Origin of the sequence: Fervidobacterium nodosum Rt17-B1 (genome assembly GCF_000017545.1) — a bacterium.
Taxonomy (GTDB): Bacteria; Thermotogota; Thermotogae; order Thermotogales; family Fervidobacteriaceae; genus Fervidobacterium; species Fervidobacterium nodosum.
In genome coordinates, this window is the sequence record NC_009718.1 from 688,996 (window position 1) to 703,731 (window position 14,736).

The 14,736-nt window shown below is 36.4% G+C and carries 16 protein-coding genes; 10 read left to right on the plus strand and 6 right to left on the minus strand.

The genetic code is table 11. The annotated features are described in order from the left end of the window. Window positions 1-148: 148 nt before the first annotated feature. Together FNOD_RS03215 and FNOD_RS03220 are read right to left on the minus strand one after the other, a co-directional pair. Complete coding sequence (locus FNOD_RS03215; protein WP_011993798.1) at window positions 149-532, minus strand: hypothetical protein; 384 nt, start codon at window positions 530-532, stop codon at window positions 149-151. 19 nt (window positions 533-551) lie between these two features. Further along, a complete protein-coding gene (locus tag FNOD_RS03220; protein ID WP_011993799.1) occupies window positions 552-1,430 on the minus strand; it encodes a cytochrome b5 domain-containing protein in 879 nt (292 codons plus the stop codon). Window positions 1,431-1,708: 278 nt separating this feature from the next. Here FNOD_RS03220 and FNOD_RS03225 point away from each other — a divergent pair, with 278 nt between their 5' ends. The 10 genes from FNOD_RS03225 (at window position 1,709) to FNOD_RS03270 (ending at window position 10,002) form a co-directional block, all read left to right on the plus strand. Further along, a complete protein-coding gene (locus FNOD_RS03225; protein ID WP_011993800.1) occupies window positions 1,709-2,935 on the plus strand; it encodes an ABC transporter substrate-binding protein in 1,227 nt (408 codons plus the stop codon). Window positions 2,936-3,026: 91 nt separating this feature from the next. Continuing rightward, on the plus strand, window positions 3,027-3,911 hold the full coding sequence (locus FNOD_RS03230; RefSeq protein ID WP_011993801.1) for a carbohydrate ABC transporter permease: 885 nt from the start codon (window positions 3,027-3,029) through the stop codon (window positions 3,909-3,911). Further along, window positions 3,908-4,750, plus strand: a complete 843-nt coding sequence (locus FNOD_RS03235; RefSeq protein WP_011993802.1) for a carbohydrate ABC transporter permease — start codon at window positions 3,908-3,910, stop codon at window positions 4,748-4,750. Before FNOD_RS03230 ends, FNOD_RS03235 begins: the two co-directional genes overlap by 4 nt. Before the next feature lie 176 nt (window positions 4,751-4,926). Continuing rightward, window positions 4,927-5,868, plus strand: a complete 942-nt coding sequence (locus tag FNOD_RS03240; RefSeq protein ID WP_011993803.1) for an RnfABCDGE type electron transport complex subunit D — start codon at window positions 4,927-4,929, stop codon at window positions 5,866-5,868. Continuing rightward, window positions 5,865-6,473: an FMN-binding protein gene (locus FNOD_RS03245; RefSeq protein WP_011993804.1), complete on the plus strand. Its 609-nt coding sequence runs from the start codon at window positions 5,865-5,867 to the stop codon at window positions 6,471-6,473. Before FNOD_RS03240 ends, FNOD_RS03245 begins: the two co-directional genes overlap by 4 nt. 1 nt (window position 6,474) lies before the next feature. Further along, window positions 6,475-7,086: an NADH:ubiquinone reductase (Na(+)-transporting) subunit D gene (locus tag FNOD_RS03250; protein ID WP_011993805.1), complete on the plus strand. Its 612-nt coding sequence runs from the start codon at window positions 6,475-6,477 to the stop codon at window positions 7,084-7,086. Window positions 7,087-7,117: 31 nt separating this feature from the next. Beyond that, window positions 7,118-7,711 carry an NADH:ubiquinone reductase (Na(+)-transporting) subunit E gene (locus tag FNOD_RS03255; RefSeq protein WP_011993806.1) on the plus strand — a complete coding sequence of 198 codons (594 nt, stop codon included), beginning with the start codon at window positions 7,118-7,120 and terminating at the stop codon, window positions 7,709-7,711. Window positions 7,712-7,722: 11 nt separating this feature from the next. Next, the gene (locus FNOD_RS03260; RefSeq protein WP_011993807.1) at window positions 7,723-8,832 is read left to right on the plus strand and encodes an NADH:ubiquinone reductase (Na(+)-transporting) subunit F; all 1,110 of its coding nucleotides are present in this window, start codon (window positions 7,723-7,725) and stop codon (window positions 8,830-8,832) included. Window positions 8,833-8,844: 12 nt separating this feature from the next. Beyond that, window positions 8,845-9,294, plus strand: coding sequence for a hypothetical protein (locus FNOD_RS03265; RefSeq protein ID WP_011993808.1), 450 nt, complete (start codon window positions 8,845-8,847; stop codon window positions 9,292-9,294). A gap of 27 nt (window positions 9,295-9,321) precedes the next feature. Further along, the gene (locus FNOD_RS03270) at window positions 9,322-10,002 is read left to right on the plus strand and encodes a metal-dependent hydrolase (RefSeq protein ID WP_011993809.1); all 681 of its coding nucleotides are present in this window, start codon (window positions 9,322-9,324) and stop codon (window positions 10,000-10,002) included. A gap of 49 nt (window positions 10,003-10,051) precedes the next feature. On the opposite strand, the gene FNOD_RS03275 is transcribed toward FNOD_RS03270, so the two are convergent. From FNOD_RS03275 to FNOD_RS03290, 4 genes are all read right to left on the minus strand, one after another. Then, a complete protein-coding gene (locus FNOD_RS03275; protein WP_049751086.1) occupies window positions 10,052-11,758 on the minus strand; it encodes a DEAD/DEAH box helicase in 1,707 nt (568 codons plus the stop codon). Window positions 11,759-12,011: 253 nt separating this feature from the next. Next, window positions 12,012-12,536 carry a cysteine hydrolase family protein gene (locus tag FNOD_RS03280; RefSeq protein WP_011993811.1) on the minus strand — a complete coding sequence of 175 codons (525 nt, stop codon included), beginning with the start codon at window positions 12,534-12,536 and terminating at the stop codon, window positions 12,012-12,014. A 31-nt stretch (window positions 12,537-12,567) separates the two neighbouring features. Continuing rightward, window positions 12,568-13,059: a transcription repressor NadR gene (locus tag FNOD_RS03285; protein ID WP_011993812.1), complete on the minus strand. Its 492-nt coding sequence runs from the start codon at window positions 13,057-13,059 to the stop codon at window positions 12,568-12,570. 141 nt (window positions 13,060-13,200) lie between these two features. Continuing rightward, window positions 13,201-14,730 (minus strand): bifunctional UDP-sugar hydrolase/5'-nucleotidase, encoded by a 1,530-nt coding sequence (locus FNOD_RS03290; RefSeq protein WP_011993813.1) that lies wholly within the window; start codon window positions 14,728-14,730, stop codon window positions 13,201-13,203. Window positions 14,731-14,736: the final 6 nt, after the last annotated feature.

Genomic DNA, 14,736 nt, shown 5'->3' on the forward strand with positions numbered 1-14,736 from the left:
ATGCACCCCTTCACCTTTAAATTCTTTTCAAATCTCAACAAAAATACCTCCAATGTGGTTCAACGCAACTTTCTGAGTTAATGTTTGTATTGTACCACATCGGAGGTATTTTTACAAATTTATTTTTTAGTTAATCAAAAGCATACTTTTAAAGTATCCATGGGAAAAATTTGTGAAGGAAGAATAAACCTATTAATACGAAACCTAATGTCCTATGAAACACAATCCACTTCTTACCAATTTTATTTTTCATAAGGAAACCTATGAATGAAAATAATATTCCAAACCAAAGTAGCCATCCTGTATGGAGCGTTATCTTACCAAGCGCTAGCATACCGTGAATAAAACCTATAACTAACAATGAAACTCCAGTATATATGTGGACCTTTCCCAAAATTTTCATTAATTTCATCAAAAAAACCGGCTTTTTAGTCAAATATTTGTATATTCTTCTAACCACAAACAAAGATATCTGCACAAAGAGCAAAACAGCGCTTATCACACCAAGGACTCTAAACAATTCCACATTCATTTTTAAAACATCCTTTCGATTATTTTATAGTATACCCAACAATTAACCATTCTTTTCTTGGAGTTTCTGAGTAAACTTTACCTGCTTGAACGTTTTGTGGGTTTTTCGATATATCGTAAACTTTATTGTCAACAATCACAAAAGGTTTCGCGTTCTTACCATCGAATTTCGAAATCATGCTTTCATTAAGTACAAAAAGCCCTATTTTGTAAAGTTTTCCCAAGAGATTTACGTGTCCTTGCAATGATAGTATTTCACTCGTCAAATCAACTCCCATATCGTGTCCGTAATGTTCTCCACCGGAAAATTTTTTAGAATACGTTGCATCGTAAACTATTCCATAAACGGAAACATAAATCTTCTTATTCACTTTTCCATCAAATTTTGCGAGTTGTTCTGGTGTAAAAACAAGAACACCGTACGATGGAAAACTCTTAATTTTTGAGATACCGTGTGGAGAAAGTTTCAATATATCGTATGTCAAATCTTGACCGGCGGTGTGCTGATTTTTGTGGTTACCGTTCGCCCAGGATTTTGAAGAAGACAAATCGTATACAATCCCATTCACACTAACCATGGTTGGCGCATTCTTACCATTCATCTTTGAAAGCTCGTCGTATGTTACTCCAAGCAACCCTACTATCTTATCTTTCGTTAATAGTTTGCTATCAACTTCTGAAAGTTTCAAATGCTTCTTAAGATTTGTATTTCCAAGATTGTACACAACTCCCTCAACGGAAAACCAACCAGGCGTCTTTTCTAAAGTTGTTGTTGAAATAATCTGGTACTCTCCAGAGAACTTATCAATCTGAAAAATACTATCAAGATAGCCTGCGTAAACAGAGACATTTAAAGCAAAAATAAAGAAAATAAATACCATTAAAAACTTTCTAAACATATTACCTACCTCCTTTGCACTTAGTCTTAGCTAATTGTATCATATTTCAACCCATTAAACAATATACAATATTATACAACACTATGAAGAATTCTGAAAAACAAAGATTTGAAAAGTAATATTAAAATAATTTCAAAAATAAACATAAATTAGTTTTTTTTGCCTTTTTTATCTTTGAGATAATTTTGGTAAAATCTAGGCGAAGTTTTTCGGTTACGTTACCGGTAACGATAATTGTTAAAACATAAACCACACTTTTAAAAAGGGAGGGATTTCAGATGAAACGTTTTGCTTTTGTTGTATTGTTGTTAGTTGTTCTTTCGTTGACGTTCGCTAAGGAAAAGATTGTTGTCAACAGTTACATGAGTGATCCTGCACCGAGAAAAACATTCGCTGAGCTTGTGAAAATGTTTGAGGAAAAATATCCGGATTACGAAGTTGTCGTTAACACATTTGCCCATGAAGATTTTAAAACGCTTCTCAGGACATGGCTTACAGCGCCAGAAGGTCCAGATGTTGTCACATGGTTTGCTGGAGAACGTATGAGATACTTTGCGGAAAAAGGTTTAATAGCTCCTGTAACAGATGTTTTCGCGGGTAAGAAGTTCACAGATTTCTTCCCGGGCTCTTTCGAAAGTACTTGTTCTTACAAAGACAAAGTTTATTTTGTGCCACAAAGTTGGTATTGGTGGGGTGTTTATTACAGAAAGTCAGTATTCCAAAAATACGGAATTAAAGAACCAAAAACATGGGATGAATTCTTGAAAGTCTGTGATACGCTTAAGAAAAATGGGATAATACCAATTACGATTGGTACAAAGTTCCCATGGACTGCCGCTGGTTGGTTCGATATCTTGAATTTAAGAATTAATGGTCTTGATTTCCATATCAAATTGACAAATGGTGAAGTTCCATATACAGATGCAAGAGTTCTAAAGATTTTCAACTACTGGAAACAATTAATTGACAGAGGATACTTATTACCAAATCATACATCATACGAATGGCAAGAGGCTGCTCAGTTCTTATTCCGTGGAGAAGCTGGAATGTACTACATGGGACAATTCATAAAAGACGTCGCACCAGAGTCAGTTAAAGCTGACCTTGATTTCTTCAGGTTCCCAATTATAGATTCAAAGGTTCCTCTTTACGAAGAGACTCCTATCGACGGCTTCATGATGCCAGCTAACGCAAAGAACAAGAAAGGCGCTATTGAATTCCTCAGATTCATAGCTTCTGAAGAAGCGCAAAGAAAATTTGCAACGGACCTTGGAAGACTTGCCGCACATGTTAAAGTCACACCACCTGATGAACACGCAAAGAAAGGTTTCAATATGATTCTCCAAACAGCTGGCGTCGCTCAATTCTACGATAGGGATACAAATCCAGAGATAGCAGAAGTGGGTATGAACGCAATGATACAATTCCTTACAAGACCAAATGACATCACAAAGATCCTCCAAAACTTGGAAAATTCAAGAAAGAAGATTTACGGCGTGAAATAATTAAATTTATTCCTTGAACCCGGGGCAACCCGGGTTCAATTTGAATTTTGAATTAGACTTATAATATTTAATCTTTGCAGGAGGTATGTTAATGAATAAATTTAAGAAAAAATGGTGGATACCTTACGCTTTTTTAGCTTTGCCGATTACTTTTTACATTATTTGGGTTATCATTCCAATTTTCCAAACTTTTATATATAGCTTCACAGATTGGGATAGTATATCTCCAACATTTAATTTCGTTGGATTTCAAAATTACAAAGACCTTTTCCAAGATTATTACTTTTTACTCTCTTTGAAAAATAATTTCTACTGGATGATAGGATTTGTATTTATCTCTATCCCTCTTGGTCTCGGATTTGCTATGCTTATGGATCAAAAATTCCCCGGGCACAAAGTTTATAAGTCTCTTGTTTATTTACCGATGACTCTCTCTTTCGTTGTTATTGGTCAAATCTGGTCTTGGATTTTAGAACCACGAAATGGTGCGTTAAATACATTCTTGAGAGCTATCGGCCTTTCCAATTTAGCAAGGCCGTGGATTAGTGACCCGAATATAGTGACGTTTTCTCTAATAGCCGCGGCACTTTGGAGACAAGTTGCTTACGCAATGATTCTTTTCTTGGCAGGTTTACAAGGAGTTTCCAAAGAGCATGTTGAAGCAGCTTACGTTGATGGGGCAAATTCGTTCCAAAGATTTTGGCATGTTATACTTCCTGAGTTAAGGCCTGCGACTGTTATAGCGATTACGGTGAATATAATAGACTCTTTGAGAGCATTCGATATAGTTTTTGTAATGACTCGTGGAGGTCCGTTCTATTCTTCAAGTGTTATGGCTAATTATATGTACATAAAAGCGTTTCATAATTACAATATGGGATACGGTTCCGCTATAGCTGTTATACAATTTTTGATAACTCTTGTGTTTATAATAGCTTATCTCAACAATGTTCTTAAGAAGGAGGAAAGGGAATGAGTAAAAAGCGCATTAAAATTTTAAAAGTAACAAATTTTTATGTCCTCTCAACTATAATCGTTATCATATGGATGACACCTTTTATAATAACGTTTTTAACCGCTTTCAAGAGTATGGATGATATATTTATGAATCCAAACGTCTGGTCGCCACCATCGAAGTGGAATTTTGAAAATTTCAAAATCGCTTGGACTGAGAGCAAGATGCAAAGATACTTTTTTAACACCTTCATAGTCGCATCAATTTCTACGCTTGGCGCTTTGTTTTTGTCAAGTTTATCCGCTTTCGCGCTGTCTTGGTATGAGTTCAAGCTGAAGAAGTTCTTGATTATCGTTTTCGTAACTGGAATGTTGATACCTTTCCAGATGTTATTGATACCAGTTTATTCATTCTCGTTAAAAACTCATCTTTACGATACACTCACAGGTGTTATACTCTTTCACATCGCTTTTCAAATAGGTTTTTGTACGTTCTTTTTAAGAAATTTCATGATTACTATCCCCACAAGTTTGTTTGAAGCAGCTAAAATTGATGGTGCAAACGATTTTACTATTTACAGAAAAATAATTCTTCCACTTTTGAAACCGGCTGTCGCGGCTTTGGGAATTTTGGAGTTCACATGGATTTGGAACGATTACCTTTGGTCTCTTATCTTGCTCCAAACTGATGCAAAAAAAACTGTAACGATAGGCCTAACTTCATTGCAAGGCCAGTGGATTAGTAGCTGGAATATAATCGCTGCCGGTTCAATAATCGCCGCAATTGTACCTATTGTCGTGTTTATAATCTTTCAAAAGTACTTCATACAAGGTCTTACGATGGGAAGCGTGAAAGGTTAATTCACAACTTGATTTTTTCAATATAGCTTGTTTTAAATCCCCAAATTGCCAAATTAAAAGCAATTTGGGGATTTTTTTATTTTTGAAAAAATACTAAGGTTGCAAAATTATTAGATAAACGTGATATAATTGTGTACGAAGTTTAATTAAAAACTTTAAACTAAGTTGGGGGTGGTATGGTGGAGAAGATTTCAAAGTTTTTCCAAAAACAGCCCATGATGCGTAAAATGCTCTGGGCTTTGTTGTTTGTATTTATTTTTTCCGTTTTCGCTTATGGTTTTAAGGTTATCTGGTTAGGTATTTGGGTATTTACAACTGGTGTATTCGTCGAATACCTTTTCGAAAAGCAGAAAAGAAAGCCTGTTAGTGAGGCTGTTTTGGTCACTTGTATGCTTTTCTTACTTTCGCTACCACCGAACACTCCATTCTGGGTGGCTATGATTGGTATCGCTTTTGGTGTAGCCTTCGGTAAAGAAGTATACGGTGGATTTGGAAGAAATATATTTAACCCTGCCATAGTTGGAAGGCTTTTTATCTATATAACTTTTCCTAATTATATGACAATGGGATGGGTAAAACCTTCTTTATTCGGAACGGATGCCGTATCTTCAGCAACCCCACTTGCTCTTATGAGACAAGGAGAGAGTTTGAATGTATTGAATTTGCTAACAGGTTGGCGAGCAGGTTCGATTGGAGAAGGTCCAATTTTGATTATTCTCGCTGCAGCTGTTTACCTTATAGTTACAAAGACAGCAAGTTGGCGATTGATGATTTCAACATATTTTTCAGCCGCTGCTCTGACTTTTCTATTAGACGTATTTAACGTTCCAAAAGCTCTTCCAACCATTCCTGCAATACTCTCAGGTAGTCTTGTCTTTATATCTGTTTTCATGGCAACTGAGCCTATCACAGCGCCAAAGAAGATACGCTCACAGTGGATTTACGGGATAATAATAGGTACCACAGGTGTTATAATCAGGACTTTCTCTCTATTCTCAGAAGGTTGGAGCTTTGCAATATTGATGGGTAATCTTTTCGCACCACTTTTGGATGAGGTAATTAAAGATAAGAAGAAAAAAGCTCCCGTCCAAGGCCAAACAAAGAAGGTGGAAGCATGAAATTCGATAGGGAGAGCAAAGTTTACACTGTCGTATTCACATTAATTATCACATTTGTGTTTGTTTTCGTTTTATCGTGGTTGAATACCGTCACTTCAAGCATGGTTAAGAAGAATCAAGAAATTTTCAAGATAAAAGCTGTATTGAACGCGATGGAAATTGGTTATACAACAAATGATGAAGCAATTAGCAAATTTAAAGATACTGTGACCACCGAAAAGAAAGACGGTTACGAATTATTCAAAGCAAATGTAAATGGAAAAGAAGTTTACGCTATCGTTTTCAATGGGAGTGGGCTTTGGGGAAATATATCCGGAGTTTTGGCAGTTAATTCAGATGTGTCAGAGATTGTTGGCATTGATTTTATCTCCCAGAGTGAAACGCCAGGTTTAGGTGGTAGGATCGAGGAAAGTTGGTTCAAAAATCAATTCCGTGGTGAGAAAGTTGTGAACAACGGTATTATCGTTTCAACAACAAAGGCGCCTGATTCAAAAGAAGACGGTGTCGTAGATGCCATAACTGGCGCAACGCTCACATCAAAGTCCATAGAAAAGATTATTCAAACATATATTCCTATACTTAAGAAATTGCTGGGGGTGAATTGATATGGCAAACTCAGCTGAATACAAAAAGATATGGAAAAATAACATATGGTTAGAAAACCCCGTTATTGTGCAAATATTGGGTATATGCTCAACATTGGCTGTAACTAATAATCTCAGAAATACATTAATAATGACGATAGGAGTTACGCTTGTTACCGCATTTTCTAACTTCACCATATCCGCTATCAGAAATGTTATACCAAGGAAAGTTAGAATGATAACACAAGTTCTGGTTATTTCATTTTACGTTATTATCGTGGATATAATATTAAGGGCTTACGTACCAGATGTTAGCAAGGCGCTAGGACCGTACGTTGGGCTTATAATCACAAATTGTATTATCATGGGGCGCGCAGAAGCTTTTGCTCAAGGGAATACTCCAGTAATTTCCTTCTGGGATGGATTCACAGCAGGGCTTGGATATATGCTTATACTTGTTATAGTTGCACTCTTTAGAGAATTGTTAGGATTTGGTACTGTGCTTGGTTTTAGAGTCCTACCATCTTCATTCCCAGCTTGGACAATAATGGTTATGCCACCAAGCGCGTTCTTTGTCCTCGCGTCTTTGATTTGGGTTATCAGAGGTGTTCAGTTGAAAAAGGCTTCGAAATGAGAAATATGAAAAAGTCTAGGAGGTGACAATGATGGTACCTGATATAAATCCCTTTGTATTGTTCTTTGCATCGATTTTTACAAGTAATATTCTTCTTACGAATTTTCTTGGAATGTGTTCGTTTATATCAATTTCGAAGGATATAAAGTCTTCTAACGGCTTAGGTTTAGCGGTAACGCTTGTAATGACGATAACAACAGCCATAAATTGGATTATCGAAAAATACGTTATAGCACCGTTGGATTTAGGTTACTTAAGGTATATACTTTACATCATCGTCATAGCCGCTGTTGTACAAGTGCTTGAGATGATAATTGACAGAGTTTCTCCGAATCTATATATGGTTCTCGGTATCTTCCTTCCGCTGATTACCGTTAACTGTGCAATACTTGGTGTAGCTTTGTTCATGCAATTGAGAAATTATACGTTCTTGCAATCTGTATTTTTTGGGCTTGGCAGTGGCATGGGTTGGTGGCTCGCCATTGTTTTACTTGCGGCAATTAGAAAAAAGACGGAAAATGCTCCCGTTCCAGCACCGCTTAAAGGCGTTGGAATTACACTTATCACAATTGGCATTATGGCAATGGCTTTCATAGGTTTCGCTGGAATGATTAAAGTACAATAGGGGGTGAAGAAATGACTTTGCTGATAGCACCTATCGTAGTTTCACTAATAAGTGGAGGACTAGCTTTAGTTATTGCGATAGTTGATGGAATAGTGAATAATTACGGTGAAGTAGATATCGATATAAACGATGGCAAGAAGGTATTGAAAGTTAAAGGCGGAGCACCATTATTGCAGACTTTGAGTTCACAAGGTATATTTGTGCCTTCCGCTTGCGGAGGTCGTGGTAGCTGTGGTGCATGTAAAGTAAAGGTTTTATCAGATGTAGGACCTCATCTCCCAACGGAATTACCTTATATGTCAAAAGAGGAAATACAACAAAACATAAGATTATCTTGTCAAATTAAGCTTAAAAAGCCTATAAAGATTTATCTCCCTGAAGAATTGTTCAACATCCGTAAATTCAAAGGCATTGTCGAAAGTTTGAAAGACGTTACTTACGATATTAAAGAGTTGAGAATTCGACTTGTTGAACCGAATGAAATAAATTTTAAAGCTGGACAATACGTACAACTCGTTATTCCACCTTACGAAAATGTCAAAGAATCAACTCAAAGAGCGTACTCTATTTCTTCAGCACCAAGCGATAAAAATCACGTGGAATTGCTTATAAGGCTTGTGCCAGGTGGTATAGCAACAACTTATGTGCATAAATACATGAAGGAAGGCGATGTTGTAGAAGTTGTTGGTCCTTTTGGAGAGTTCTATATGAGGGATACAAACGCCGATATGGTTATGGTAGCTGGTGGTAGTGGTATGGCACCTATAAAGTCGATAATTTTGGATATGTTGGAACGCGGAATAACCAATAGAAACGTATGGTATTTCTTCGGTGCAAGGAGCAAACGTGACTTATATTACGTTGAAATGTTCAGAGAAATAGAAAAGAAATGGCCAAATTTCCACTTTATTCCCGCGCTCTCTGACCCTCTTCCAGAAGACAACTGGGATGGTGAAACTGGGCTTATAACAAATGTCCTTGATAAATACTTACAGACTGTTTTACCAAAAGATACCCCAAAAGAAGGGTATCTATGTGGTAGCCCAGGGATGATAAATGCATGTATTCAAGTTTTTGAAAAATATGGGGTAAAGGATGTGTACTACGATAAATTCGCATAAGGGGGGAACGCTATGAAAATGACTCCGAAGTACATAAAAGCACAGGAAAATATGAAACCGGGAAAGATTACAGCGGATGGTTTCTTGGGTGATGATGATAGAAATATTGTTGATATAATAGAAGCAGACGAGGAAGAATTTGAATTTTTAAGCTTAGATTTTGTCGAAGTAGCTAAACTGATGAGAAAGCTTTTGAAAGAAGGCTTGAAAGGCTTAGGTGAAGCTATAAAATATGATAAATGGGAGATAAGAGTTGATGAAGCAAGAGGGTTCTTGCCTTGCCCATTCCAAGATGGTATATTCAGAAAGAGGGTTGCGGTTGTAAAAAATCTAAACAACAACGAGGAGATAATGTACAGTGAACTTTCGATCCATTTACTTGCCGCGCACCATTTCTTGCAAGGTAAAGGTTCAAAATTCAGATTGGAACCTGCCAAAATAAAAAAAGTGCTTTATGAGTAGAATAAATTTTAAAGAGGAGGGGTGGTTATGAAACTTACGTTCTTGGGGCACGCTGTTTTATTGATAAGTGATATAGAAGGAAAGTACAACGTTATTATCGACCCATTCATAACAGGTAACCCTGCATATCCAAAAGATTTTCAACTTCCAAAAATTGATTACATTATGGTAACCCACGGACATGGGGATCACCTTGGAGATACTGTTGAGCTTTGCAAAAAGTATAACTCAACGGTCATTTCCAATTTCGAAATATGCAATTACCTTCAACTGAAAGGTTGCAAGATACATCCAATGCATGTTGGAGGGGTGTATTACTTTGAATTTGGAAAAGTGAAGCTTACACCCGCTATTCACGGTTCTGGAATTCATGAAGGAGATAAAGTACTTTACGGTGGTAACCCATGTGGCTTTTTGATTAAAGTGGAAGGGAAAAATATATACCACGCTGGCGATACTGGTCTTACAAAAGAATTTGAACTTCTAAAGGATATAGATGTGGCGTTCTTACCAATAGGTGGTAATTTTGTTATGGATGTTGAAGATGCTCTGGTTGCACTTGAAATGATTAAACCAAAGATAGTTGTCCCAATACATTATAATACGTGGGATATAATAAAAGCTGATGAACAGAAATTTAAGGAAGGCGCAGAAAAACTTGGGATAAAGTGCGTGATTTTGAAACCGGGAGAAAGCTTAGAAATTTAACATCAGCAGCAAGTAAAAAACAAAAGCTGGGCCCATGCCCAGCTTTTATTTAAGTTCTTGATTTTCTTTCTTTGCTTTCTCTATTTTCCCTATTTTCTCTTTTTTCCCTCGCTCTTTCAACGAGAGGTTTAGAGCGTGAATTTTTACCCCTTTTTGGATTTAATGTCTTCAATATAACTTCTGCGTCAAATTCACTTACATCTATGAAAGAGAAATTTTCAAAGACTTTTACATTGTTGATATTAGATGGCTCAACACCCGTTCTTTCAGATATGAACTCTACAAGCTTTTTCTTATCTAGTCCTTTTGAACTGCCCATATTTACGAATAATCTTACACTTCCAGAATCAACATTTTTGTTTGAATCCCCAAAATTTTGTTCTCTTCCTTTAGAAAAGTTCTTCGGTTTTACATCACCATACCTTGATACATCTATCTTATCTTTTATCAAAGTATGGAGAAGCATTTCAACAGCTTCAGTTGGTCCCATTTCCTCGATAATTTGTTGAGCTGCTCTTTTGTAAAGTTCGTTTGAAACTTTTGGTGCATTTTTTAAAGTATCTAAAAGTTTTTCAAGTTGCCTGTTAAGTATGTCTTCAACCTGCGGGATTGAATCTTTGATTATCTTTGCCTTAGCAAATCTCTTAACTCTCGCAAAGTGGAAGTAATCATCTCTTGTGACGAATGTGATAGCAAAACCTTTTTTTCCAGCTCTTCCAGTTCTTCCAATTCTGTGTACGTAATACTCAGGATCTCTTGGAACAGAATAATTTATAACATGCGTCAGCCCATCAATATCAATACCACGAGCTGCCACATCTGTCGTGACTAATATTCTCAATTGCTTTTTTCTAAATTTATCAAGTACTCTTTCTCTTTGGTATTGAGAGTAATCACCATGGAGACCATCTGCATTGTAACCAAGGTCCAAGAGTTTTTTGGATATTTCATCAACTTCTAATTTTGTCTGGCAAAAAACGATACCGTAAAAATCTGGATTCATGTCGATAATTCTGCAGAGTAATGGCAATTTATCCTTTTCATCGACTTCAAAGTAAAGTTGCTCCGCATTTTCTGTCGTAAGTTCATCTTTAACCGTTGATACGTGTATATATTCTTTCATGAATTTTCTTGCTATATCAACTATTTCTTTTGGCATCGTCGCAGAAAAAAGAAATGTTCTCTTATTTTCGCCAGTTCTCTTAATTATTTCAAGTACATCATCTAAAAATCCCATGTCAAGCATTCTATCGGCTTCATCAAGGACAAGATATTCCACATGTGAAAGGTCAAGAGTGTCACGATTTAGGTGGTCTATAATTCTACCCGGTGTGCCAACTACTATATCAACACCTTTTTCAAGGTCTTTGAATTGCTTTTCAAGTGATTGACCACCGTAAAGTGTTGTTATTTTAACTCGTTTGGTACCTTTCAAACTTTTCAGTTCTTCGAAGATTTGCAACGCTAATTCGCGCGTAGGTGTAACTATTATAGCCTTTACAAATTTGTTTGCCTTGAAATCTATCCTTTCAAGCAAAGGTATTCCAAATGCTGCCGTTTTACCTGTTCCTGTTTGTGCTTGAGCTATCAAATCCTTATCAGTTGATAAAGCGTAAGGTAAAACAATTTTTTGTATTTCCGTGGGTTTTTCATAGCCTTTCTTTTGAATAGCCAAGAGAATTTCTTCACTCAAGCCAAAATCTTCAAATCTCTCGTAGTTTTTTGTTTCGTCTAATACACTTCCCGTGTTTACCATGTACTTCACGTCCTTTCTCCTTGCTTACATCGTTTTTATTTTTTCGTCGGTTTAGTCCATCCCTTACCTTGCTTTTTCTTGCCCTTCAAAGGGGTAATGAACCAACCTTCAAGTTTAATTTAAACTACCAATAGGTAGCTTAAAACGGTAAAGCAAGGAGAAAGGGATTGACTAATTCATAGCTTATAAAGTTTAACACATATGCTGATAATTACAATTAAGATTATATTACATTTTAGATTTTGTATGAAATTTAGATAACCTTTGCTAGCAAAACCTCTTTCATTTCTCTAAGTGCGAATTCGTGCATTGATTTATCAAAACTATCCACACAATTTGAATGAACTATTGTCTCAATACCTCTATTTCTCAACTCTTCAACGGTAAACAAAACGCATATATGGGTTACCAATCCTCCAACGTGAACCTCAGTTACGCCTAACTTTTTGAGCAGTTCATCAAGATTTGTGCCGTAAAAACCAGAGTATCTGCTCTTTTTGATTTCGTATTTGTTCTGATAATCTTCGAGCGCTTTTTTAAGTTCATCAACTATTTCGCTACCATGGGTATCGTGTAAACAATGCACTCCCCAAATGGAGAATTCGTAATCGTTATCTTCGTGCCAATCTTTTGTGTAAATTATCGGTAAATTCTGTGCTTTGAATTCTTCGACGATCTTAACTATGTTAGGAATAACATTCTCTGCACCTGGAAAATACAAAGCACCGCCTGGTTTAGCAAAATCATTTTGTAAATCAACTATGAGTAAAGCTTTCATAATTAATTCCTCCTTTAAAATTTTATTTGAATTAAATTAATCTATACTTTTCAACAGCTTTCAAAATTCTTTCCATGGTTTCCTCATCAGGAGCTTCTATGGTGTGAAGGTGTATCCCACCAGATATCTCTAAAAGTGGCTTGGTGTTAGATGCCTTTAAAAGAGAGATAAATTTCTCTACATCGTCAATAGAAGAAACATCTATCCTACCCGTTATCTCACCATATATCGGATGCTCTACTATAACATCTATAACTTTTCCACCGTTTTCTACAATGGTTTTCAACTCATCGTATATATCATCCGCTGTGTGCTTAAAAGCTATTGTTCTTCTAACTTTTCCACCTGTGTCAAGTACGTACCCATCACGCGTTGATACGATTTTGTACCCTTCTTCCCTAAGTCTTGCGATGTCATAAACAATAATTTGGCGACTTACTCCTAATATATCCGATAAATCTTTACCCTTCACAGGAGATTTTGATTTTTTGAGTATCTCGATAATTTCGTACCTTCGCTCCATCCATCTCACCTCCTTCTTTTTTGCTTTTGCTCAATCAATTATACTTCTCAATACTTTTTCTGTCAAAATCTGTCGAAACAGATAAGAAAAACAGCGGGTGTGTACTTCACCCGCTGTTTGTTTTTAACTGTTTTACTTTAATTACTTTCTTTCCACTCTTGGTTTGTCATCGTAAGATGTTATTTTTCCACCCAACGCTTTTTGGATATACTCAACAACAACATCTGCCATTACGTAGAATGTGTTGTAACCTTTTTGACCTTTCAACATGGAGTAACCGTCTCCACCAGCTGCCATATAGTCATTTGTAACAACTTTATAGACTTTTTCTGGGTCTATTGGTTTCCCACCAACAAGCACTTCTGTTAATTTTCCACTTTCTGATTTCCATGTTGCGCCAGCAACTTGTAGGAACGCACCTTGGCCATTTGGTACAGTTGCAGCATATTCAAATACCTTTATTAAGTCAGAACCTTTCATTTCAAGCACATAGAGAGTGTTTCCAAATGGAAGAACCGTAAGCACGTCTCTTATTGTTATATTACCTTGTTTTATTGATGCTCTAATTCCTCCACCGTTTGTCAAAGCAACATCAGCACCCGTTTTCCAAATCATGGAATCAGCTATAAGGTTTGCAAGGTTTGTTGTTTTTGATCTAACGTTTGCTCTTTCACCGTCTAATAATATCTCTGTTGTTCCTATAACTGTGTCAAGTTTTGCACCACCGAGTTTTTTGAAGTAATCGAGCGGTGTCTTAACGTACAAAGCTTCTTTTGTAACAACTTGGTAGATATTCTTCCCTGATTCATCTTTTCCAACAACTTTTGATTGAATTACCGGTATAGCTTGCCAGTCTATTTTTACAACTTTTCCATTTTCAACTTCGATATCAGCTCTTCCCAATACCTTTGCCCATTCAAACGCTTGAACAATTGGTACACCATTTACAACCATCGGTTGTGTCATTTGAGTGTGGCTGTGACCATCGATAATTAAATCAATTCCTTCAACTTCTTTCGCAAGTTGATCGGCTGTTGTGTAAAGTTCAGAGTAACCTTGTCCAACACCGAGGTGCGTTAAAGCAATAACAACATTTGCTTGTTTTTTCAATTCAGGAATTAATTGTTTAGCAACTTCTATAACATTTTTAAATTCGAGATCTTCAGAGTTTGGTCCCTCCAATATCTTCGTGTGTTCTGTTGTGAAACCAACGATTGCTACCTTAACCCCGCCAACTTCCTTTATGATATAAGGCGTAAAGAGTGGCTTTCCATCTTTATAGATATTTGCACTTAAGAATGGGAATTTTGCCCATGATATTTGTTTCATTAACACATCTCTTGGTTTATCAAATTCATGGTTGCCAACTGTTGCAGCTGCCAATCTCATTCTGTTAAGTGCAAATATATCCGGTATAGCGTTCATTAAGTCTGACTCAGGAACACCTGTGTTGATATCGCCAGCATGTAAGAAAATTACGTTAGGATTGACACTTCTTTCTGCATCGATAATAGATGCAACCGTTGCAAATCCACCGATTATATTACCTGCAGAATCTGTAAATGACCATGCGTGACCGTGGGTGTCGTTAATGTGGAAAACAGTAATCTTAACCGCAAATGCAAATAAGCTCAAAAGAACTAACAAAAGAACTATCAGAAACTTTTTCATAACTTA

Excerpts from the sequence above, each read along its gene's own strand:
- FNOD_RS03215 (WP_011993798.1), bottom strand. The coding sequence starts at position 532 with ATGAATGTGGAATTGTTTAGAGTCCTTGGTGTGATAAGCGCTGTTTTG.
- FNOD_RS03220 (WP_011993799.1), bottom strand. The coding sequence starts at position 1,430 with ATGTTTAGAAAGTTTTTAATGGTATTTATTTTCTTTATTTTTGCTTTA.
- FNOD_RS03225 (WP_011993800.1), top strand. The coding sequence starts at position 1,709 with ATGAAACGTTTTGCTTTTGTTGTATTGTTGTTAGTTGTTCTTTCGTTG.
- FNOD_RS03230 (WP_011993801.1), top strand. The coding sequence starts at position 3,027 with ATGAATAAATTTAAGAAAAAATGGTGGATACCTTACGCTTTTTTAGCT.
- FNOD_RS03235 (WP_011993802.1), top strand. The coding sequence starts at position 3,908 with ATGAGTAAAAAGCGCATTAAAATTTTAAAAGTAACAAATTTTTATGTC.
- FNOD_RS03240 (WP_011993803.1), top strand. The coding sequence starts at position 4,927 with ATGGTGGAGAAGATTTCAAAGTTTTTCCAAAAACAGCCCATGATGCGT.
- FNOD_RS03245 (WP_011993804.1), top strand. The coding sequence starts at position 5,865 with ATGAAATTCGATAGGGAGAGCAAAGTTTACACTGTCGTATTCACATTA.
- FNOD_RS03250 (WP_011993805.1), top strand. The coding sequence starts at position 6,475 with ATGGCAAACTCAGCTGAATACAAAAAGATATGGAAAAATAACATATGG.
- FNOD_RS03255 (WP_011993806.1), top strand. The coding sequence starts at position 7,118 with ATGGTACCTGATATAAATCCCTTTGTATTGTTCTTTGCATCGATTTTT.
- FNOD_RS03260 (WP_011993807.1), top strand. The coding sequence starts at position 7,723 with ATGACTTTGCTGATAGCACCTATCGTAGTTTCACTAATAAGTGGAGGA.
- FNOD_RS03265 (WP_011993808.1), top strand. The coding sequence starts at position 8,845 with ATGAAAATGACTCCGAAGTACATAAAAGCACAGGAAAATATGAAACCG.
- FNOD_RS03270 (WP_011993809.1), top strand. The coding sequence starts at position 9,322 with ATGAAACTTACGTTCTTGGGGCACGCTGTTTTATTGATAAGTGATATA.
- FNOD_RS03275 (WP_049751086.1), bottom strand. The coding sequence starts at position 11,758 with ATGGTAAACACGGGAAGTGTATTAGACGAAACAAAAAACTACGAGAGA.
- FNOD_RS03280 (WP_011993811.1), bottom strand. The coding sequence starts at position 12,536 with ATGAAAGCTTTACTCATAGTTGATTTACAAAATGATTTTGCTAAACCA.
- FNOD_RS03285 (WP_011993812.1), bottom strand. The coding sequence starts at position 13,059 with ATGGAGCGAAGGTACGAAATTATCGAGATACTCAAAAAATCAAAATCT.
- FNOD_RS03290 (WP_011993813.1), bottom strand. The coding sequence starts at position 14,730 with ATGAAAAAGTTTCTGATAGTTCTTTTGTTAGTTCTTTTGAGCTTATTT.